We start from the raw sequence: 21,841 nt of genomic DNA on the forward strand, positions 1-21,841 counted from the left end.
ACATTCGCTCATTTCGCGCTCAGCTGAACATTCTGAACACGGTCATACGCTTCCTTATAGGTGTTCAGCAGCTTATCTACCCCAAGATTGTTGATTTCCTCTACATACTTCTCCCAATCCGCCAGACTCCGGGAACCCGTAACAAATTTGGCAAAACTCTCGTCACGGTGCTTCTTAATCGCCTGACCGGTAATGGATATGACCTCATTTTCCACTTCTTTAAAAGCAGGTCTTGGCTGCATTGCGGGAGGATCATATTTGACCGCTTCTTCATAGGCATGCTTCAGATCGTCCGAGAACAGCGACAAGTGCGCGTTGAAATCAATCCAGGTATAGGTCCCGCTGGTCTGAAGCCCTGTCTGCTTGCGCATTTCAATGACATCGTTATACTCCGGCTTGAACTTGATCGTATCGCCTTCCTTTATAAAGGTCTCTCCCTCTACACCCCAGCTGCTCAGCGTACGTCCTTCCTCAGAATAGAAAAAGTCCATGTACTTCATCACATCATCAATGTTCTTGGAGGTCGAGGCCACCGTCAATCCGCCTTCCATATAATGAAAATACGGATTCAGCTGTTTGCCGCCTGAAATGCCTGCCGGAGGGGCCAGAAACTGCATGTTGAACTCCGGATTCTCCTGCTGCATGGCATTATTGAAAAAGTCAATCCGGCTGATATAATCAATGGTTACAAATGATTTTCCAGTCGAGACCATATCCTGCCACTGCTTAGTTTGCAATGATAAGAAATCGGGCGGGACCAACCCTTCATCGTAAAAACTTTTCCACATCCCTACCATGGCCTTGTAGTTGTCTTCAGTCGGTCCATAAAGCCATTCCTTCTGGTCAAAATCATAGTAGGCACCCTCACCCGTTCCGTAGTTCACCGTCATATTGGCATTCATCTCATCCGGGATCTGACCGTAGCGGATCGAGAGCGGGTAACTGTCCGGGTATTTCTCCTTCAGCTTCTTCAGCGCTGCATGCAACTCTTCATAAGTTGTTGGAACCTGAATGCCTTCCTTGTCAAAAACATCCTTGCGGTACATCCAGATCATACGATTCGTCTCGCCGAAGCCTTGATTGGGGAACATATACATTTTACCGTCGGCGGACAGGGCAGCCTTCGCTTCCTCGGGATATTGCTTCATCCATGCCTTCAGATTCGGCATACTGTCCATATATTCCATCAGATCTACCAGCGCGCCCTGCTGACCAAACTTGTTCGAATCTTTGCGATTAGGCATATACATCAGATCAGGCAGCGCTTTGGAGGCAATCGCAAGGTTCAGGCTCTCATCCAGCTTGCCGGAAGGTGTCTGCACTTCCAGCGTGACGCCCGTCTTTTCCTTTAACCAGCTCCAAATGGGCCAGCTCTTGGAATAAGGAAAAGTGGCATTGTTGTCCAGCAGGGCCGTGAAGGTCTTTCCCGCCCCGGTGGAGTTATCGGTTATTCCGGTACCGTTTCCTTTGGTATCTGTTTGCGGGTCGGCACCCTTGCCGCCACTGCACCCTGCCACCATCGTTACTGCAATCAGCAGGGGAAGTATTACCGATTTCCATTTGCCCATAAGCTTCTCTCCCTTAATCTGAATTCGCGGTGCACTTCTTGCCTCACTTAACCTTTGACAGCACCAACCATGGCTCCTTTGACGAAATACTTCTGTACGAACGGATAGATGACCAGAATCGGCAGGGTTGAGACCATAATGGTCGCATACTTGAGCGATTCCTCCACCACCAGATTATCTCCCCCAATGGATGTTACGTCGCCTGAGCTTGCGCTGCCGGCCAACACGAGATTACGCAGCAGCACCTGGAGCGGAAACAAATCGGGAGACCGTAGATAGAGCAGCGGAAAGATAAAGTTGTTCCACATACCCACGGCATAGAACAGGGCAATCGTGGCAAAGGATGCCTTGGACAGCGGTACAATAATACGTATGAAGATTCCAATATCGTTCAAACCGTCCATCCGTCCCGATTCCTCCAGCTCTTTGGGGATGCCTGAGAAGAACGTGCGCATCAGAATGAGGTTCCAGGTGCTAACTGCACCCGGGAGAACCATGCCCCATACGGTATCCACCAGATTCAGAGAACGGACCACCAGGAAGGTCGGGATCATCCCGCCGCTGAAGAACATCGTAATTACAATCAAGACCGTGAAACTATTACGCAGTGCCATGTCTTTTCTGGACAAAGCGTAGGCTCCGGTGGAGGTGACCACCAGTGAAATCAGTGTGCCAAGCACGGTGTAAATGATCGTATTTCGGTAAGCCGTCCAGATTTGCGGATCGCCCAGCACCAATTTGTACATGCTCAGATTAAAGCCCTTGGGCCAAAAGGAAATATTGTTTTGGATGACGTTTACGTTGCTGCTGAGGGAAACCGCCAGCATATGAAGGAACGGATAGAGTGTAACCACCACAACCAACAGCAGGATCAGCGATGCCACAACGTTAAACCAGGAAAATCGGAGTGAGTTCACGCCACACCTCTTTCTACCATAGACTGGTCTCACTTAATCGGCGGCTGAGCCAGTTGGCCGTATAGATGAAAATCAGACTGATGACACCCATAAACAAATCAATGGACGCACCATAGCTGAAATTCCCCTGTACCATGCCCACCCTGTAAACATACGTGCTGATAATATCCGCTGTATCGTAGATCGCCGGATTCTGCATCAGGAAGACTTTCTCGAAGCCGATTTCCAGCACTTTGCCGATATTTAGAATCAGTGTAATGACGATCGCGGGAGATATACCGGGTAGTGTGACATGCCAGATTTTGCGCAATCGACTTGCTCCGTCCATATCCGCGGCTTCATACAGCTGCGGATCGATGGCCGTCAGCGCGGCCAGATAAATAATGGTCTCCCAGCCGATATGCTGCCAGATTTCTGACAGGACGTAGATGCCCCGGAACAGCCCCGGCTCATTCATGAAATTAATCGGTCCAATACCGATGCCTGCCAGCAAATCGTTAATTAGCCCTCCCGTTGGGGACAGAAACATAATCACCATACTCGCCACGATTACATTCGAGATGAAATGCGGCAGATAGCTGACCGTCTGTACAAAACGCTTGAATGCTGCCCTTCGCACCTCATTCAGCAGAATGGCCAGCAGGATTGGGGCTGGAAAACCGAACACCAGCTTATACAGTCCCAGCAGAAACGTATTCTTCATCAGCGGCCAAAAATCGGGATTCTCCAGAAACATCCGGTAATATTTGAATCCCACCCAATCACTCGCCCAAATTCCTTTAAACAGATTGTAATCCTTGAACGTGATGACCAGACCAAACATCGGCGCATAGCGGAAGATCAAATAATACAGGAGGCATGGCAGGAATAGCAGCCATAGCGCCTTGTTCCTGTTCCAGGTTCTGATCAAACGCGACTTCCGCCGAGGCGGCCGGTGCGCTTCTTTTTGCGGTTTGCTTTGCATTACGCTAGCATCAGCCATCGGCATGCCCCCTCTTGCTTGATGAGTTAATTCGACTTTTATGTCAGCTAACTTACCCTGGAATTCCGGGGTTCGTATTCGAATTATAGCTATAAACCTTTAGAAAGCGCTATCTACATGTTATATAACTTTTCGCCTTTACTCCTTTTTTCCAGATATCCGCGTATAATTCAGTAAAAGTGTATATTGTTTGTGTCAGATTTATGCCGCTATGATAGGATTAACTACTCGATCCGGGGCTGTACTCAAGGGGGAATGTCATAATGAAGGGACTGCTTACAAGCAAATTTGCGCTGAATGGACTGTTTGTCAAGCTAATGCTGAGCTTCCTCAGTGTCATCCTGATTTTGGCTTCATTTAATCTGTTCTCCCATCTGTACTTAAGCAACAAGGTCTATCAGGAGATGGTCAGACAAAATGAACTCGGCCTTGCGCAGACCGTTGAAGGGTATGAGAATCATTTCCGACTGACCCAGAACATGATTCTGGCCCTCACCCAATCGGATACCTGGACAGCCAATCTGGGCATTTTGAGCCACATTAAGGAGAACCGCCGTTACGATATTCCCGCAGAGGTGAAGTCGGACCTCTCCACGCTGTACGCTAATCCTTTTCTGCATATCGACAATTTCATTCTCTATTTCAAGCAAGAAGACTATGTACTGGAGAAGGAAGGTCTTAGCAGTGCCAGCGATATGTTCGGTAAATATTATTATAGTAAAGAATATCCCCCGGATTACTGGAAAACTCAAACGATGAACAACCAGTTCCTGAAAGTAATGCCTGCCGCAGCTTTTACGGAAAATACCGTTCACTCATCCCGCTCTCTCGGTCAACTGATGCCGGTCATGATGAAAGCTATTCCCTACGAAGATGTGTACGGCATTATTATGCTGGATCCACAACGTATGCAGGACACATATGGCGATGCCGCTAATAATCCGTTCTACATTCTGGACAACGAGGGACGCCTGCTTTTTACCACGATGGAGGGGGAACTGCAAAATCCGCAGCTACCTGCAGACGGAAGCAAACATGAACGTATTGGGGATCAGTATTACTTCTATGAAAAAGGTAAGCAAACCGGATTTACCTATGTCCGGGTCACCCAGGCCGCAGTAATCGCCGCGGAAATGCGGGGCATGCAGCTGCTGCTGGCTTTCCTGCTTGGCGCTGCTGTGCTGATTAGCATGATCTCCTCCCTGTTTTTCAGCATAAGATTAAACCAGCCGCTCCAGCGCCTTATTGCCGCTCTGGACCGAAATTCGGACAGCGTACCAGACAAATGGAGCAGTGTAAAAGAATTCGCCATGATCGGCGACCGCCTGAGCTCTATTCTGGAGAATAACCGCTACATTCAAAGCGACCTTGCGCAGAAGAACTCTCTTGTACGCCAGTACGCTTATATCCATAAAGTAAAGAATATACCGCTCAGCTCCTATTTGGCAGAGCTTGAGGATGCCCAGCATGCCGAGCAGCCTTATGTCTCCATTCTGTTCAAGGTGGGCTTCAAATCCCAGCCGGATGAATTCGGGCAGCATACCCTGTTATTATGGAAGCTGATTCAAAGCCTGTTCACCAGCAGCAAAACCAATAGCGTTGCCATTCAGCCCGAGCAGGACCAACTGCTCTTGCTGCTGTTCGATCCAGGTCCACAGATTGGTATTCTTCAAGCGCTCGATACACTGAAGGAGTTGCTGGCTGTCGAGGAAACCCTTTATCTGACCATCGCGGTAAGTCCGGTGTATTCCGGAGAAATTCCGTTTACCGATGCGTACAGCAATCTGTCCATGCTGTTAAAAGAGCGCAGACTGAATGGGGAGACACAAGTTATTGTGGAGCCGCGTGCTTCTTCGTCAAATGCCTTCCATGTGAAGGTCACTTATGGGGAGGAACTGCACAACCTGCTGCAATCCGGCAATGAAGAGGCCGTATTCGCTTGGCTGGATCGCCAGCTGGAGCAACTGCAACACAAGGATGCAGCCGCAGAAGACTTCCGCACATTTGCAATCGGCGCAGTCGAACAGATCAGCAAGACGGTGATGAAGCTGAATTTGACGAATATCGAATCCGAGTTTCACTCTTCTCCTCCGGGAGAGGCATTTGCTGGTTTCCATTCCATGCAGCAATACAGGGAATGGCTTCAGGCGTTGGCTCAACCGGTACTTGCGGCAGTACGAAGCCAGCTGGAAACGCGTGATCCAGTTATCACCTTTGTGCTGGACTACCTGGATCATCATTATGGGGAAGACATTAATTTGAATATCGTCGCCGACAAGTTGAATTTAACATCGGGGTACCTCTCCAGTATTTTCAAGGAAAAGACTAACATCAACTTCAGCGAATATCTGAACAATCTGCGGGTTGAGCGGGCCAAGGAACTGCTTGTGAATGTAGATCTGCGAATTCAGGACATTGCGACACAGGTCGGCTATCAAAATGTGAATTCGTTCATCCGTATGTTCAAGCGTCGATACGGGATGACCCCCGGAGAATACCGCAAGCGTTATGCGGGTGATGAGCCATTTATCTCCTCCAGCCATGGCTAACCAGGCGTGAGCGGGCAAGAACCTTAGATTGTAAATACACCAGCGTCCGCTCGGAAGCAGGCGCTGGTGTACTGTCAGTTTACATTAGAATTTTGGACAGGTGCACAAGAGCCATCGAAGGAATTCGTTGTTCTTCAGGAATTTGTTCATAGAGCAGATGCCCTTTTCCCGCTTCAATCATTTGTTTGCTCATACTAGCAATCCGACCTTTACTATGATCAATAAAACGAAAATCCACCTGTCGTAAACTTTGCATTTCAGTCAAACGTTCGAATGCCTCAGCCTTGATCCCCTTATGTATCTCTTTCAGTTCAAGCACCTCCAACCCGTCCGCAGTCCACAGGTTCCCAATGTCTTGCAGAGACTTCATGAAATCAAGTTCAAGCTGCCGCAGATTCTTCATGTGCGAGAAGTCGCACAACCGCTCGATTTTGGGCAATGACAGATGCAGATAGACCAGATGATGTAATGCCCCCACTGCATCGATCTCGGTTAGATTCTTTACGGACGATAATCTCAGCATACGGATATTCGATTCAGCCAGAACTTCGAGTGAACCAGCCAATGTACAGTGATCGAGAGCCAAATACTCGATAAATGGTAAGTCTACAACAAAATCAAGCTGATCAATGTCGCAGTTCAGGACGAGGGTACTCAACCGAATGCAGTCCTCAATCGGCGAGAGATCGGGAAATTTCCCGCTAAGTGCGAGATAAGTCAAGTATTTGTAATTCCGGATGAAGTCCAGGTTTTGCTTTTTGGGTGAGCGAATGTTCAGAAACTCCATCTTTTGCAGCGCACTCAATATACTCAAATCGTGTGTTTGCTTGAGATCCAGCTGCAAAGCGGTGACATGTTTTAAACCAGCAAGTGCCTCCAGAAACTCTTCTGAATACCGCCCCTTCACATCTGTATTGGACACATTTAAAATCAAATCGGGTCGTTTAACAAACACATGTTCATCCAGTTTTCGCAGATCATGCATCTCGTCCAACCCGACAACAAAGCTAATCGTAGCCCTGTTCCGCAGTTGTACGATAGCCTTGTCCATTTTATCCTCGTTCCAGGGAACACCACTCATTGAAGCGGCCCACGGTTCGTTCATTGTTGGTCACCCTCCAATTCTCTGATACTTATCCATGTCTAGCTTTCCTTTAATTGTAAATCAAGAAGAGTACATTGAGAAGTCGGATATTCGATTGCAATACTGTATTCTGCACTCTGTACTCGGTAACAACTGGTGTATTCATGAAAATGAGAAAGAGATCATCTTTTTAAATCCATAATATTACATCTAAAGAACATTTATCCGATATAAAGAGATATCTATTTGAACGAGGGGTGAAATCTGATGAATAGTTCATTAATAGGTCCTGGAACAGGACTTATTGCCATTGCTGCGGGTGTAATGATGATTGCTACTTCCAAAAACGAAAAGCGGATAGAAAACAGCTTCATCTACAAACACGGCTTTAAACCAGGCTACGAAGATAAAGCTCGCAGAACATCAATACGGGCGAATCGCGTCGCAGGGTTCGGTTTGATTCTGATTGGTCTAGCTGCGATCGGAATTATCTAATACCTGTTAGAAGCTTGAAAGCTCATTTCGTGGTTACTTATCACCTGAAAACTCTGCTATAATACCTCCAAGTGTTATTCCCCAAGGGGAGATCAGGATGGAGGATAATCATCATGAAGTTTGCTAAACGTATGGAACATTTCAGTGAGGGGATATTCACACGTTTGCTGGAAATCAAGAGGCAACGACTGGAGAATGGAGAACCTGTCATCGATCTAAGTGTAGGCACACCCAATATTCCCCCTGCCCAACATATCATGACGGCTTTATGCGAGGCAGCAGCAGATGCTTCAAACTATACATATGCTGTAAATGATCAGAGCGAATTGCTGCAAGCAGTCAGTGAATGGTACAAGCGCCGTTACCATGTCGAACTGAACCCGAAAACCCAAATTTGCTCCTTGCTTGGATCACAGGAAGGTCTCGCCCATATCTCTTTGGCGATCGTTGATGAAGGAGATCTGGTCCTTGTACCCGATCCTTGTTATCCAGTCTTTGCTGATGGACCTCTACTTGCAGGAGCCGAACTGTATTATATGCCACAAAAAGAAGAACATGGATATGTTATTCAACTTCAGGACATTCCTGAAGCTGTTGCGCGCAAAGCAAAATTCATGCTTGTATCCTATCCCAACAATCCCACGACAGCAATGGCATCCGATCAGTTCTATCTGGATCTAATTGATTTTGCCAAGAAATATGACATTATCGTTCTTCATGACAATGCATACAGCGAGCTGGTGTTCGATGGGAAAACGTGCGGTAGTTTCCTTGCTTATCCCGGGGCGATGGATGTCGGCATTGAATTCAACTCGTTATCCAAAACCTATGGATTGGCTGGGGCACGAATCGGCTTTTGTGTGGGGAACCCGGATGTGGTATCTGTGCTTAAAAAGCTGAAATCCAACATGGATTACGGCATGTTTCTTCCGATTCAGAAGGCAGCCATTGCTGCAATCACAGGGGATCAGAGTGAAGTTGAGCGGGTCAGAGATATCTACGAGGAGCGCAGAGATATTCTTTGCGAAGGATTCAGCAACCTCGGTTGGTATATCGTCAAACCCGAAGCCAGCATGTTCATCTGGAGTCGGATTCCAGACCACTACGATACCTCAGAACAGTTTGCCATGGATCTGGTTACACAAGCGGGTGTAATCGTAACACCTGGGAGTGCCTTCGGACCTTCGGGTGAAGGATATGTGAGATTCGCTTTGGTTCAGGATAAAGAGACGTTGCAGCAAGCGATCCTATCGGTAGATAACAGTGGAATGCTAAGAGAAAAAACAACGAATTTATAACACGAATGAAAAAATTTCTCATAAGAAAATATCCCCTCTAGGTAAGCAGTGAGAAAAGAGAACATGTCTACATGAACTCACCACTGAAAACCAGAGGGGATTTTTTATTTAAAGATCGAATATTTAAGCTGATTTGCGCCAGTTGGAACGGTACATTAAATAAAGGAAATATGGCGTTCCAATAATCGCAATTAACAACCCGGATGGAATCTCGGTTGGTGCCATAACAGTCCTTCCGATCGTATCCGCCAGTACCAGCATCACTGCACCGACCAAAGCCGACAGAAACATCGACCGTCTTAATTTGTTTCCCGTCAATAGACGGACCATATGTGGAGCGATTAGCCCAATAAATCCAACCGTTCCCACACAGGCGACTGCACCTGCGGCAAGCAAAACACCAACGGTCATAGCCAGCAGACGCGTCCGACGAACACTCAAGCCAAGACCGGAAGCACTATTATCGTCGAATACCAACAGTTCGAATCTTCGCGCCAGCCACCACGCAAGCGGGATCAAAATCAACAGGAACACCCCAATGATCTTCACTTGATCCCATGTACGTGCATAGGTACTGCCTGTTAGCCAGATAAAACCGCTACTGCCATATACAGCGCCGCGAACAATCAGAACCTGAATGCCTGCGCCTGCAATTGCAGACATGGCGATACCCAGCAATACAACTGCGGAAGGATTGAGACCCTTCTTCCAGGACAAAGAGAATACGATTGCTGCAGCGATCCCTGCCCCAACAATCGCCGCTATAGGCAGCAAGAACACCGGAAGACCAGGCCATAGGATGATGACCATCATCGCACCCAAGCCTGCGCCTGACGATACGCCCACGATGGACGCGTCAGCCAGCGGGTTGCGAACGGCCATCTGAATAAGCACACCGCTGATCGCCAGTGCAGCACCTGCACCTGCGGCGACAAGAGTACGCGGAATGCGAAGCTGAACAATAGCCGAGTATAGCCCATCCGATTGAAACAGGCTTGGCAGAAGATCGGCCATTGGAATACGCATCCCGCCAAACATCGTACTAAGGAGAACCAATGCTAACGTTAGTACCGTAAAGATAATAGCAATAGGGCCGAATGCCCAGCGACGCGAACGTGCTCCTGTGCTCATTGAGGTAGACATGCCTGATCCATTTGCTGCCTTCATGCGTGTAAGTACAAGCCAGATCAGCCATGGTGCACCAATGATTGCCATTACGGCCCCTGTCGGCAACTCCAGACTGGAGTTATGAACCATCTTGGCAAGTACGTCTGCACCAACCAGCAGTGCTGCGCCCCACAAGAAAACACCAGGCAATAACAACCGATTGGAGCGAATTCCACTCAATCGAACCAGATGAGGTGCCACCAAACCCACAAAGCCAATTGGCCCAATTACACTGACAATGACCGCAGCCAGCAACACAGCAATAATCAACCCCGTGGCACGGGCCATGCCTACTTTTTGCCCGAGTGAGGAAGCAGTTGATTCATCCAGTTCCAACATATCCCACTGCCGGGATAAAACCAGGGCAACGATCGTAATTCCAATGACCCAAGGCCATGCGTAAATTACACCGCTCCAGTCATTCTGAACAAGCGTTCCTGATCCCCATAGAAATAATGCCTGAGTCTCCTGAGAGAAGAAAATATGCAGCGCGCTTGTAAAAGAACCAAGTACCATCGATACAATCATGCCAGAGAGCGCAAGTCGCACTGGACTTGACGTTCTCCCCCCGCCCATAAAGTACGCTGCGGCAGCTGCCAGTAATCCACCGAGTACGGCGAAAAGGAAAGGCGATTGCTGCATCAAGCCTGGGAAAAAAATCGTTCCCAACACCACGACAAAATAGGCCCCCGCATTGATGCCGAGTGTATCCGACGCCGCGAGCGGATTACGCGTAATGGTCTGTAGCAATGAACCAGCAACAGCAAGCGCCCCTCCAGCCAGGATACCGATTACTGTTCGGGGCATGCGCAGATCCCAGATCATATTATGTTCCAGTGTGTCCTGCCTGCCCATAAGTGAATCTACAACCGTATGGAGTGGAATTGAAGCTTCTCCATAACACAGGCTTACAAAAAAAAGCACGATGAGAGCGGTTAGACCGCCCCCATAAATGCTTAATGTACGCCAGTTAAACACTGGTCGGGAATGTTGGACCGAACTCATTGGGTAATCGCTCCAACAACCCCGTCAACCAGAGCTTTGGACGAGATAGGTCCACCGAACGTCCATGTTGTGCTATCCAGTTGATAAGTGCGTTTATCTTTGACAAAATTCAGACCTTTCCATACTGAATTGTCTTTCATTGCTGTGCCAAAAACGTCATCATCCGGTTGTGTGATGTAGATGAAATTGCTGTCCTGAACAGCAGGCAAGGATTCAATACCCACCGTTGAGAATCCATATCCTTCAATCTTGTCCGGCTGCCAGTCGTTAACCAGTCCAACCTTCGCCAACGTGCCAATTACGACAGCGTTATCGGTAAACATGCGAAGACTTGCTGCATTTTGATACGTAAATGCTTGTGTCAGTACATAATGGAATTCCGATTTGTCGGCAGCAGCAAGTTTATCTTTGGCTTCTGTATAGTGCTGATCGAGTTCATCGAGTACCTTCTTCGCTTGGTCTTCTTTTCCAAGAGCAACCGCGATATTGTTAAACGTTTCCGTCATTTTGTCATAAGTATAGCCATCACCCGTATACAGGTCATATTCAAGCGTTGGTGCAATGGCATTGAGCTGATCATAGATATTCGAATTGGAATTGGCGATAATCAGATCCGGCTTCAAAGCTGCAATCGCCTCCAGATTTGGCTCGTCACGTGTTCCAACATCCGTCACCGTGTCATCCAGAGCTGCTTCGGGAGTCACATAGACTTTATAGTTGGCGTTGTCTGCACTACCTACTGGCTGAACACCCAGTGCTACTACATCTTCCGTATATGTCCATTCCAGCGTAACAACTCTCTTAGCGGGTTTGTCCAGTTTGAGTTCTCCACCACTATGTTTAACTGTAACAGGACCTGCTGTCTCTTCAGTCGGCGTGCTGCCGGAAGAGGCATTTTCATTTGTATCTGTTGTGCTGCTGGCTTTACCGCAACCTGTCAGAGCAAGCGCCAAAACCGTCAGCAATAAAAATCCGTTCAAGCTTTTTTTCATATCCTACTTCTCCCCTATTTATATGTATTTATATGATAACAATTATCATTATCACTAATGGATTATCCTGTAGAATTGCTTTTTTGTCAATTCAAAAGAGTTATTATTTTCTTTGCAATATCTTCCCTGTCACAGCATAAACAGAAAAAAAATGAAAGAACCCGCATTCAAGGCGGGCCTGGATCACATCGACTGTTTTGAAATGGTGATAGAATGCACCGTACGATAATTTAACTCAACTGCATCGTTGTGATACACGTATTATCTTCTTCATAGGTAGATAGCTGTGTCTCTGCAACCTTTCCATCATACACCACACGAATGAGGTATGACTTATCTCTGGCTAACCAAAAATCCATAAAACCGTTGGATCCGGCCTTCATCTCAGCATCCTTCATGAGCGTATTCCCTTCGGAGTCATGGATCGTCACACTGAACTTCTTATTTTTCATTTCGCCCTGACATCCGGTCAAACTATGAATTGCACAGGGATGAGTCTGCTCCACATAGGGTGCAATGGAAAGGAAAAACTCCTTTTCAGGCAAGTCGTAGGTTGTCGTTTGGTTACCTTTATCCGTGACGATTAACTGGGTGGCATTAATGGAGGCCGATTCAGGTGTCTCCTTGCCTGTACTGATATCTTCTACTAATTTCTTGATATTGGGCGCTTCCGCGTTATCTGCTTCTTCTGTCCCCACATTGTTTGCAATAAGGAAGGCCCCCAACACAATTACAACCACTAAGCTGGCAATGATCCACATTTGTTTTTTCATCTGGAGTTCATCTCCTCGTCCGTTTTAGTTTATTATAATGGAGAACGAATCATCATGGACTGAAAGCGTATGTAATTCACCATTTATTCACATATTTGTATGTCTTATTTGTACAAGTAATCCCATCAACCCATTCTAGCTTGAGCAGGAGGAGTTTTCATTGAAGTGGTACCGTGTACATAAAGAAAAATCGAATACAACCCATTCCATCGACTGGAACGGATTCATCCCCAAACATATTGCAATCATGATGGATGGAAATGGAAGATGGGCTACGCGAAAAGGATTACCTCGAAGTGCTGGGCACTATGCAGGAATGCAGACAATGCGGGAAACGATAAGCATGTGCCACAAAAACGGGATTGCTTCGCTCACTCTTTACGCCTTCTCTACGGAAAACTGGAAAAGGCCCAAGGAAGAGGTCGATTACATCATTAGTTTGGTGGTTGAATTTGTACAGGATACAACCGTTCAGGAACTGAATCAGAATAATATCAAAGTTAATTTTATTGGTGATATCTCGAAATTCCCAGACGAAACACAGGAAGCGATGCGTAAAGTGGTGGAACTAACCCAAACGAATAGCGGGATGGCTGTGTATTTTGCGATGAATTATGGGGGTAAAAACGATATTGTACAAGCGATCAAAACGTACATCGTAGAAAACAATGAAGAAAACAAAGAAACCTCGGAAATCTCCGAGGCGGAATTCGAAAAGTTTTTGTATACCGGACTCAATCCTGCCCCCGATCTGCTAATCCGAACCAGTGGGGAGAAAAGGTTAAGCAATTTCCTATTATGGCAAGCCGCTTATTCCGAGCTCTGGTTTACGGATGTGATGTGGCCGGATTTCAACGAGCAATTGTTATATGAATCCATCTTGGATTATCAGCAGCGCAAACAAAGAGCATTAGACGATGTAACACAGTAATCCAACATTGTTTCTGCCGATCCTCAGCTTAAATGAGCTTTTAACCAGGGATGGATAATAGGGAGAACGGTACTGGGCTGCATGGCTTTGGTGTGATCCATATCCGTTCCCTTGATTATTTCGACGGTCCAGCCTAAGTTTTCAAGAATTTTTTTATTCTTTTGCAACCGTCCGGCGATATCCACCGTCACACTGCCAAATTTCTCACCATACGCAATCGTATCTCTCTCTCCTGCAAAAGCCAATCTGGGGATATTCAACTGAGTTTGAATACGTTGATCATCGAAATCAATTAAACCTTGATACAAGGTCGCAAATTGTTTCGTTTGAGCCGGATCGATCTTTAACTCCACGTTGTCCCAATCCAATTGATCCGGACTCAGTTCTTCTACTTTCATTAGAGCTTCTGCTGAGTGTATTTCTCCCGATTCTTCATGCTGCTTCAATGCTCCCTCATATGTCTTGGTGGTCACTACTCGCATTTCCTCATATGGCCCCTCGTATGGCGGGAAACCTCCCATAATGAGACTTTCCATACGGTCAGTCCGCAGGGCTAACTGCAGTCCAACGAGAGCCAGCCAGGAGTATCCATAATAACTAAATCGATTCACATTCATCTGATCCGCAATTCGTAACAAATCCTGAGCGATATATTCGGGCGTAAAATGTTCCGGATGGGGATGTGCCATATAGTGGCCTTCATAATCAAAATGCAGGATCTGAAATTCACCGGAAAGTCCGTCGATAAACTTTGCACCCAATTCAGGATCAACCCCCCATAACTTTAGGGTTTCGGCTTCTTGTCCGGTTACGGACTTTTTGGCTATGGGCAGCATAATGGCGTTACGATCTTCCGCTCCCGTCAGACCTACTTCAAGCTGCGAGCCATTCAACAATGTAATCATTTTCTTCAATTGAACCAGTCCTTTACTGTTGATATCCTCAGTGTATAACATGGATGCAATCTTCCGGTTTTCATTATAAAATGTGGATAAAATATGGACTTTGGCGCGTTGTATGTTACTGTAGCACTTGAAGGTTTTACTTGAAGCATGAGGAGAAGAAACATGAACCGAACATATACACCTGGGCAGATTGCCACAAGGCTGGATGTAAGTACAACTACACTGCGACGGTATGAAAAGGAGAACCTGATTGCTGACGTTCCACGGACCGCCAGCAATCACAGGTACTATACCCCTGTTCATCTTCAGGCGTTTGTTGCGATTCGTTTATTATTGAAAGGGTATGAGATTCCCGTAGTATACGAGGTTATGAGAAAAGTAAAACAGGGCGATACGATGGATGCCCTCTGGCTTATAAACCAGCAGCTATATAACAGCCAACTGGAGAAGCAACGAATGGAAGACATATGGAAGATGGTGCAACAGGTGGATTTTGCTAACGATCGAAAGGTTGGAACGACGGAGGCGATGACGATTGGAAAAGCTGCCGAAGCAGCCGGGGTCAACACTTCTGCTATCAGGCATTGGGAAACCGAAGGCTTGATTTTCTCAGAAAGAGACCCTAACAACGGTTATCGAATGTATACCCGGGACGAATTAAGAAAGATATTGGTCATTAGCAGCTTAAGAAAATCCGTCTACTACATTGAACATATGAAAGAGCTTCTGAACACTGTCGGCACGCAGGATTATACACAGATCAATAAAGCCTTCCAACTAGCCCTGCAAAAGCTAAACAGCCAACTGTCCCTGCAATTTGCAGGCGTGAAGGAACTTATGACATACATTGAATTACATCAGGCACAAGGATAACGTATTGGTTAGTTGAGATAGGATGTTTTAATGAAAAAAGCCCGACATTTGTTCGAGAAATTCTCAACACGGGTCGGGCTTCTTACTGTTACTTCACGTTCTACACATGCTGATTTACAGGTTAGATATGGCTTTGTTTTTCTCAAAGAACCTTGCATTATGGGACGATACCCCTGCCATATCGGAAGCGGTCGGCTCCAGATAGATCTTGGCGCTGTTTACTGCGAGTACGGCATCATTAAATGCACCAGCAATCAGACGGACTTTGCTTCCATAGGTGATGAAATCACCTGCTCCGAATATCCCCGGCTGACTTGTGCACATTCGCGGATCAACCGAGATACCGTAATCTTCACGTTCCAATCCCCAATGGACAAGGTTACCGAAATCACGATCGTATCCATGACTTACAACCACTTCATCCACTTCAATTGGCATGATTTCTCCATTGTCTACATGGGCGAGTTCAACGCGGCCTATTTTGTCTCCTGTACCATATAAGCGAGAGATGCTGTAAGGAGTCCAGACTTGGGCAAAAGCTTTCATCTGGGCAACTGGCAGCTCATGTGCCGTAAACTCCTGTCGTCTGTGCACTACGATGACCTCTCGTGCCAATCCCTCCATCTCATTCGCCCAATCTATTGCGGAATCCCCGCCTCCCGAGATCAGTACACGTTTACCCTTGAATCTGGAAAGATCCGTAATGGTATAGTGCAGGTTCGTCAGCTCATACCGATTTGCGCCCTCAATATCCAGCTTCTGAACCTGCGTCATGCCTCTGCCTGCACATAACAAGATCGTACGTGTGTAATGACGCTTTCCTGTCTTCGAGGTGAGTACAAATACTTGATCATCGCGTCGTTCCATCTGAGCAATTTCCTGGCCGAATACAATAGTTGGATCGAAGGTTCTTGCCTGTCTTTCCAGGGAATCGATCAATTTCTCACAACGAATCGGATCAACTCCACCTACATCCCAGACCAGCTTCTCCGGGTACGTGCGCATAAATCCGCCCAATTCCTCTTTGGCTTCAATGATTTTGGTACGCATGGCTCTCATCCCGCTGTAAAATGCAGCGTACATTCCTGCAGGTCCGCCACCAACAATCGTTATATCGTAAATGTCCAATTGCTGCTCTGCTCCAGTATTCATCTAGGGCACCAACTTTTCAACGACATAATCCAACAACTTGGCCGATCCAATAGGACCCACACCTGTTACAAAATCACTCGTTTTCAGCGGAAAGACATGATTGTCTTTCACTGCGTTCAAATTCGCCCACACTTTGCTTTCTTTCAGGTTATCCATGGATTGCTTCGTATCATAGCCTTTCAGCGTCCTGTCTTCTAGAAATATATAATCCGGGTTCATTTCCGGCAAAAATTCCAGGGAAAACTGGCTAAACCAATCTGTAGAGTCTTTGATGACTTCAGGGCTGTTCAGACCTAAGGTTTCATAGAAAAAGACACTGCTGCTTCCACCTTTGGGACCCATGAAACGGTAACGATTGTGCTCTACTCGAAGAACCAGCACGGTTTTGTCGCCGATCGCTTGAGCAATTTTCTCCTGTGCCTGCTTCGCCTTCTCATCAAATATAGCCAGCACTTTGGCAGATTCCTCTGTCTTGTCAAAGACAGCAGCCAGCTTCGGCATGGCAATCTGCATTTCACTGTTGGAATCCAGAGCCACCGTTGGAGCAATCTTGGATAGTTCATCATATACGCCTTGTTCCATACCTACGCCTGCGCTAACAATCATATCTGGTGACAACGTCAGCAATTGTTCATAATTATATTGATATTGTTCCGCTTCAATCATTTGGACCCCGTGTTCCTCAAAATAAGACGCACGATATTCCGGCTCAATCTCCGGAACAAATATAACCATCTGCGGTGTAACGCCCATCTCAATCAAATACTCGGCATAGATGGAATCCAGTACAAGCATATTTTGAGGATTCGTAGGAATCGTCACCTCTCCAAACTGATCCCGAACAACTTTCGTCTTATTTTTCTCTGCCGTTTTTGCTAAAGCTTCCACTTTTTTATCAGAAGAACCGGAACAGGCGGAAAGCACCAAACTTAGCGCCAACAGCACCATTCCCAAACCCTTAAACCTTCGTGACATGATCTACTCGCCCCTTATGTAATATTGATAATGATAATTATTATCAAATACTAGCAAATAGGAAGAGATCCTTCCATAGGAGATGGTGCGTATTCAGTTGGATTATTGTGCTCTATCATAGATTGGTGACCAGCCTATTTACAATTTCATTCAAAATCATTTGGTGTCCAATAATTCCACGGCCATCCACCCACAGGCAAGTATCCACGAAAAATACCCTGTTGTTTTTTACAGCCTCCAAGCCATTCCATTGAGAGCTCTCCACTAACTTCTTCATATTTTCTTCAGCACTAAAGTGCTGCATAACTCGCTTCTCCACAAACAGGTAATTGGGATTGGCTTTGGCCAACAAGTCGAGTGAGCAAGGATTAAACCACGCCTCCCCTGAATGCAACGGCTGTGGCAGAGTTAAACGGAGCTGTTCGTACAGTAAATGGGATACCCCATTAGAATGACCACCCAAATATCGATAACCGAACGGTTCTACCCTCAGCACCATCACGGTAGAGGAAGATTGGACAAGATGCTGTAGTTGCTGCTGTGCTTTGTTTACTTCCAATTTCATCTGCATATGCAGTTTATGGGCTGTATCTTCTCGATGAAACAAGCCTGCCAATTGATGGAGCAGAGCCTCCACATCGTTATTTAAACCGGTTATAATGGGTGCAATTGTGCGCAGCCTTTGCTTGATCTCTTCTGTCCAAAAATTTCCCACAATCCCTTCGGGCTGAACTTGCCGAATCTGTTCCACATCCAGCTCATATTGCGACACTTCCATCATCTTCACCTGATGCATGTCAAATAGTTCACGTAGATGTTCAGGCAAAAGCAAGGGAGTTACTACAACCGCATGTGGAATAACCCCCAAGTGAATCAACACTTCCGCACAAAGCGGGGAAAGACATACGATTTTACGCTGGGGCAACGTTTGTGCATAATTTCTCGGGGACACACCCGTTAACTGTTTGAAACGACGACTGAAATAATGAGCATCCTCGAATCCGGTCCTCTTCGCAATGTCCTGAGATGTTGCCGTTGATAACAACAGTTCCTCTTGAGCACGATAGATCCGGTAATGAGCCAGATAATCCAGAGGCGGCTTTCCATACCGCTCACTGAATTTGCGGGAATAATGCCAGGGACTTATGCCTGCTATCTCAGCTAATTGCTTTCGTGTGATGACCTGTTCATAATGCTGCTGCATGTAATCCACAGTGCGGAGAATGCTTTGTTCCACGGTAGGCTCCTCTTCTAGCAGCTCCCGGTATACATGTTGTAACAGTTCATACACCAAAAGTTGATTTCCTACACGGATTACATTGGGATTAGGAGAACCATCTCCATTCCAATGTTGGCTAAGACTCGCCAGTGTGCCACCGGTTAATTTTACTTTTTGATACGTGTCCCCTGACGGTACATGCCATTCATATTTCACTACTTCACCTCGGTCTGGGAACATCGCGTATGTATCGAACTGAACATGCCATCCGGCCAGATCCAGATTGCCACCCTCAATCACTTCAATCACGGTGTTTTCTTGCACTGCAACTAACTCCCCATAAGATACCTGAACCCTATGACCATTAATATTCCAGATCGCTTTCCCGTCGAGGATAAGTAGTAAGGCATGACTTGAAAATTGATGCCTTTTGCCCGCACTCATCCATTGGTCTGTAAGTGGCTGGGTTGACTTCCATTGAGCCATCCACTCTATGTTGTTGGGCATTTTTGTTATCCTTTCTGTGGCTGTTGTGTTATTAAATCTACAATACACGAAAACCCGCACCATCAGGTACGGGCTTTTCTTAATTTATACGTGTTTCCTTTCTTTTCCTAACATCAAATAGGTGAACATACCTGACACACAGAAGGAAATAATCAAACCAACGCAGGCATGTAACAGATTCAGGCTCCCTTCTTCCATAAATAGCGGAATTTCCAGCAGACTTCCGGATCCACCCAATGCAACTGCTTTGACGGACATCAGTCCGAAATACAGTCCTCCTGCAGCACCGCCAAGCAATGCCGAATAAAAAGAGGCCCTCTTTCTCATATTGACCGCATACATCGCAGGCTCTGGGGTACCTAATAAAGCAGTTCCTGTTGCCCAGAAAGCCAGCTTCCTGAATTCCCGCTGTTTGCTTCTTAGCCCAGTAGCGAGTGAAGCTCCTGCTTGTGCAACAAAGGCAACCAACATGACAGGGATAATGAGGGAGAAACCATTCACCATTATTTCATTGATTATGATAGGTAAAAGCCAGTAATGTAATCCAGCGATCATCATTAGGGAATAAACCGCTCCCAGCAGCATAATTGCTAAAATCGGGGCATCATTCAGTAGTGAATCCACCACATCCGGTAACTGCTGATCAATCCAAGTACCAAGTGGACCAAGTATCATCAGAACCAGTGGAACGAGAATCAGAAACGTCAACAATGGAGCAAGAATTCCTTTGAAGGCTCTTGGGCTTATTTGCTCAACGACTTTTTCCAGATAGGACGCCGCATATATCGTCAAAATCACCCAAATGGAAGCTGAAAAAAAGATCGCTTGTGACACAATGGGTACTCCCATAAAGTGAACATCCTCTTCACCTGACAATAAAGCGGTCATTTGCGGGTAGAACATTAGTCCGCCAATCGCTGCGGCAACATAAACATTGCTTTTTAACCGAAAGGCTGTACTGAAGGCTACCAGGATTGGCAACAGATAATACACACTATCTCCAATGGATTTAAATATCATTAACGTCTGACTGTCCATCAACGAGGAGGAATCTGTAGAACTGTAAACGTTAAATAACGTAATGATGGCTAGCACAATCTTGAGCACTGCAGCTCCCAGAATGGCGGGCATCAGAGGCCTGAACACATCGGAAACAAAATATAACAATGATTTTTTAGGGGTACGCCTTGTTTCTGGCAGTATGCCCCCTTCTGCTTTCCCCACTCCCATGGCCTGTAGCGTAAGGTATAGTTGTGAAAATTCGTCCTCAAGTGTTATGTAGCATTGATCACCTGTTATACGAATATCTGCGTCAAGATTTGATACAACATGCACTGACATATTTACGCCTGTACGGTTACGCAATGTCAGCGTAGTGGTATTCTCTTCATGCTGTACAAGACGAATATTTTCCTGTCCTCCTGCGAGATTCAAGAGTTGTTCGATGCTACTGTCATTCATATGTACCTTCTCCTTATGCTGCGGTAATCCCGAGTTTTATGATGTGCCCCTATCTATATACACATTTCCATGAAAAAACTTCAATAGGATAAAAAAACTAATTCACCTTATATTTCATGATTTTTGTGCAAGGTATAATGACCTAATTCAAGCATAGAGCTACTTACTATGTAGGCTTCCGTTCAACTTGTTTTATGAATCATTTTCCCCGTACTCACCACTGACATCTAATGTTTCAGATAGCCGTACTCGTCATCACTCACCACAACTTTGGACAACCTGAGCATAGCGTTTATATCTATGTTGCCTTTCAAATGAGCAAATTTCTTCAGGGCCAGCCAGGTACCTTTTAGATGACCTGATTATGAATTTCCCAACTATATTAACCTTGTAATTATCTCTCCAAGACTATCATCCAAGCCATCACTTGATCCTCAGCATATCCTGTCGAATAGCGCATTCTGTCATAGACAGTTTGTGTGAAATCAAAGGAGGAATCATTATATGGTCAAACAAGTTTCTATCTCCCAAATTCACCCTCGATTAACCGTATACAGCGAAGAGAATTTCAGAGGCCTTCGGAGAGTATATCGTGGTAATCTTGGAATTGCCGATATTGACGCCGTTCTGACAGGGATCGAAAGTTTGAAATTTTTCTCTACCAATCCAAACGCCACACTCGTGTTATTTGATCGTTCACGTTTTCGTGACAATTTCGTTGTACTGCGGGGCAATCGAATCATTCGTGAACTGGATGACTTCTTGCGCAGAGGTGATGTGGAATCCCTCATTTCTTCCAATCAGCGGTTAACACTGGCACAGATTCGTGAAATTAGAAGAACCGGTGAGCTTCCTCCCGGCTACCGATTAATCTAATCTGTCATACTCGCCAACGTTAGTTCATTCAACATTTCAGTGATGCATGTCATCTAAGTGCATCACTGAAAATAAAAAATTTAAAAATAGGCATATCTGAACTCCTTATGAA

Annotated in this window: 18 protein-coding genes; 6 read left to right on the plus strand and 12 right to left on the minus strand. The window is 46.1% G+C overall.

Annotation, left to right across the window (positions count from 1 at the left end; genetic code table 11):
- Positions 1 to 8: 8 nt before the first annotated feature.
- Genes HP548_RS25990 through HP548_RS26000 form a run of 3 tightly spaced genes read right to left on the minus strand, consistent with a single transcriptional unit; the run spans position 9 to position 3,467 of the window.
- Positions 9 to 1,568, minus strand: a complete 1,560-nt coding sequence (locus HP548_RS25990; RefSeq protein ID WP_175383224.1) for an extracellular solute-binding protein — start codon at positions 1,566 to 1,568, stop codon at positions 9 to 11.
- Positions 1,569 to 1,615: 47 nt separating this feature from the next.
- On the minus strand, positions 1,616 to 2,485 hold the full coding sequence (locus HP548_RS25995) for a carbohydrate ABC transporter permease (protein ID WP_343054934.1): 870 nt from the start codon (positions 2,483 to 2,485) through the stop codon (positions 1,616 to 1,618).
- A 13-nt stretch (positions 2,486 to 2,498) separates the two neighbouring features.
- Positions 2,499 to 3,467 (minus strand): ABC transporter permease, encoded by a 969-nt coding sequence (locus HP548_RS26000; RefSeq protein ID WP_175383225.1) that lies wholly within the window; start codon positions 3,465 to 3,467, stop codon positions 2,499 to 2,501.
- 263 nt (positions 3,468 to 3,730) lie between these two features.
- Between HP548_RS26000 and HP548_RS26005 the strand changes: the two genes are divergently transcribed.
- Positions 3,731 to 6,016 carry a helix-turn-helix domain-containing protein gene (locus HP548_RS26005; protein ID WP_175383226.1) on the plus strand — a complete coding sequence of 762 codons (2,286 nt, stop codon included), beginning with the start codon at positions 3,731 to 3,733 and terminating at the stop codon, positions 6,014 to 6,016.
- Positions 6,017 to 6,095: 79 nt separating this feature from the next.
- On the opposite strand, the gene HP548_RS26010 is transcribed toward HP548_RS26005, so the two are convergent.
- A complete protein-coding gene (locus HP548_RS26010; RefSeq protein WP_175383227.1) occupies positions 6,096 to 7,121 on the minus strand; it encodes a hypothetical protein in 1,026 nt (341 codons plus the stop codon).
- A 246-nt stretch (positions 7,122 to 7,367) separates the two neighbouring features.
- Between HP548_RS26010 and HP548_RS26015 the strand changes: the two genes are divergently transcribed.
- Both HP548_RS26015 and HP548_RS26020 read left to right on the plus strand, forming a co-directional pair.
- On the plus strand, positions 7,368 to 7,595 hold the full coding sequence (locus tag HP548_RS26015; RefSeq protein ID WP_076287985.1) for a hypothetical protein: 228 nt from the start codon (positions 7,368 to 7,370) through the stop codon (positions 7,593 to 7,595).
- 113 nt (positions 7,596 to 7,708) lie between these two features.
- The gene (locus tag HP548_RS26020; protein WP_175383228.1) at positions 7,709 to 8,893 is read left to right on the plus strand and encodes an aminotransferase class I/II-fold pyridoxal phosphate-dependent enzyme; all 1,185 of its coding nucleotides are present in this window, start codon (positions 7,709 to 7,711) and stop codon (positions 8,891 to 8,893) included.
- Between the two features lie 123 nt (positions 8,894 to 9,016).
- On the opposite strand, the gene HP548_RS26025 is transcribed toward HP548_RS26020, so the two are convergent.
- The 3 genes from HP548_RS26025 to HP548_RS26035 form a co-directional block, all read right to left on the minus strand.
- Positions 9,017 to 11,065: an iron ABC transporter permease gene (locus HP548_RS26025; RefSeq protein ID WP_175383229.1), complete on the minus strand. Its 2,049-nt coding sequence runs from the start codon at positions 11,063 to 11,065 to the stop codon at positions 9,017 to 9,019.
- Entirely contained in the window at positions 11,062 to 12,057 is a 996-nt protein-coding gene (locus tag HP548_RS26030; RefSeq protein WP_175383230.1) for an ABC transporter substrate-binding protein, read from the minus strand. Before HP548_RS26030 ends, HP548_RS26025 begins: the two co-directional genes overlap by 4 nt.
- Before the next feature lie 230 nt (positions 12,058 to 12,287).
- Positions 12,288 to 12,830, minus strand: a complete 543-nt coding sequence (locus tag HP548_RS26035) for a CueP family metal-binding protein (protein ID WP_175383231.1) — start codon at positions 12,828 to 12,830, stop codon at positions 12,288 to 12,290.
- Between the two features lie 160 nt (positions 12,831 to 12,990).
- On the opposite strand from HP548_RS26035, the gene HP548_RS26040 reads away from it, so the two are divergent.
- Complete coding sequence (locus HP548_RS26040; RefSeq protein ID WP_175383232.1) at positions 12,991 to 13,761, plus strand: isoprenyl transferase; 771 nt, start codon at positions 12,991 to 12,993, stop codon at positions 13,759 to 13,761.
- 23 nt (positions 13,762 to 13,784) lie between these two features.
- On the opposite strand, the gene HP548_RS26045 is transcribed toward HP548_RS26040, so the two are convergent.
- Positions 13,785 to 14,717 carry an alpha/beta fold hydrolase gene (locus HP548_RS26045; RefSeq protein ID WP_246318212.1) on the minus strand — a complete coding sequence of 311 codons (933 nt, stop codon included), beginning with the start codon at positions 14,715 to 14,717 and terminating at the stop codon, positions 13,785 to 13,787.
- Positions 14,718 to 14,828: 111 nt separating this feature from the next.
- On the opposite strand from HP548_RS26045, the gene HP548_RS26050 reads away from it, so the two are divergent.
- Positions 14,829 to 15,539, plus strand: coding sequence for a MerR family transcriptional regulator (locus HP548_RS26050; protein ID WP_175383233.1), 711 nt, complete (start codon positions 14,829 to 14,831; stop codon positions 15,537 to 15,539).
- 114 nt (positions 15,540 to 15,653) lie between these two features.
- Here the strand turns inward: HP548_RS26050 and HP548_RS26055 are convergent, their stop codons facing one another.
- The 4 genes from HP548_RS26055 to HP548_RS26070 form a co-directional block, all read right to left on the minus strand.
- Complete coding sequence (locus HP548_RS26055) at positions 15,654 to 16,691, minus strand: NAD(P)/FAD-dependent oxidoreductase (RefSeq protein WP_175383234.1); 1,038 nt, start codon at positions 16,689 to 16,691, stop codon at positions 15,654 to 15,656.
- The gene (locus tag HP548_RS26060; protein WP_175383235.1) at positions 16,692 to 17,666 is read right to left on the minus strand and encodes an ABC transporter substrate-binding protein; all 975 of its coding nucleotides are present in this window, start codon (positions 17,664 to 17,666) and stop codon (positions 16,692 to 16,694) included. It lies immediately after the preceding gene.
- A gap of 115 nt (positions 17,667 to 17,781) precedes the next feature.
- The gene (locus HP548_RS26065) at positions 17,782 to 19,392 is read right to left on the minus strand and encodes an AraC family transcriptional regulator (RefSeq protein WP_246318213.1); all 1,611 of its coding nucleotides are present in this window, start codon (positions 19,390 to 19,392) and stop codon (positions 17,782 to 17,784) included.
- An 84-nt stretch (positions 19,393 to 19,476) separates the two neighbouring features.
- Positions 19,477 to 20,853: a PTS transporter subunit EIIC gene (locus tag HP548_RS26070; RefSeq protein ID WP_175383236.1), complete on the minus strand. Its 1,377-nt coding sequence runs from the start codon at positions 20,851 to 20,853 to the stop codon at positions 19,477 to 19,479.
- Between the two features lie 504 nt (positions 20,854 to 21,357).
- Between HP548_RS26070 and HP548_RS26075 the strand changes: the two genes are divergently transcribed.
- Positions 21,358 to 21,729 carry a hypothetical protein gene (locus tag HP548_RS26075; protein ID WP_076287975.1) on the plus strand — a complete coding sequence of 124 codons (372 nt, stop codon included), beginning with the start codon at positions 21,358 to 21,360 and terminating at the stop codon, positions 21,727 to 21,729.
- Positions 21,730 to 21,841: the final 112 nt, after the last annotated feature.

The organism is Paenibacillus taichungensis (genome assembly GCF_013359905.1).
GTDB lineage: Bacteria > Bacillota > Bacilli > Paenibacillales > Paenibacillaceae > Paenibacillus > Paenibacillus taichungensis.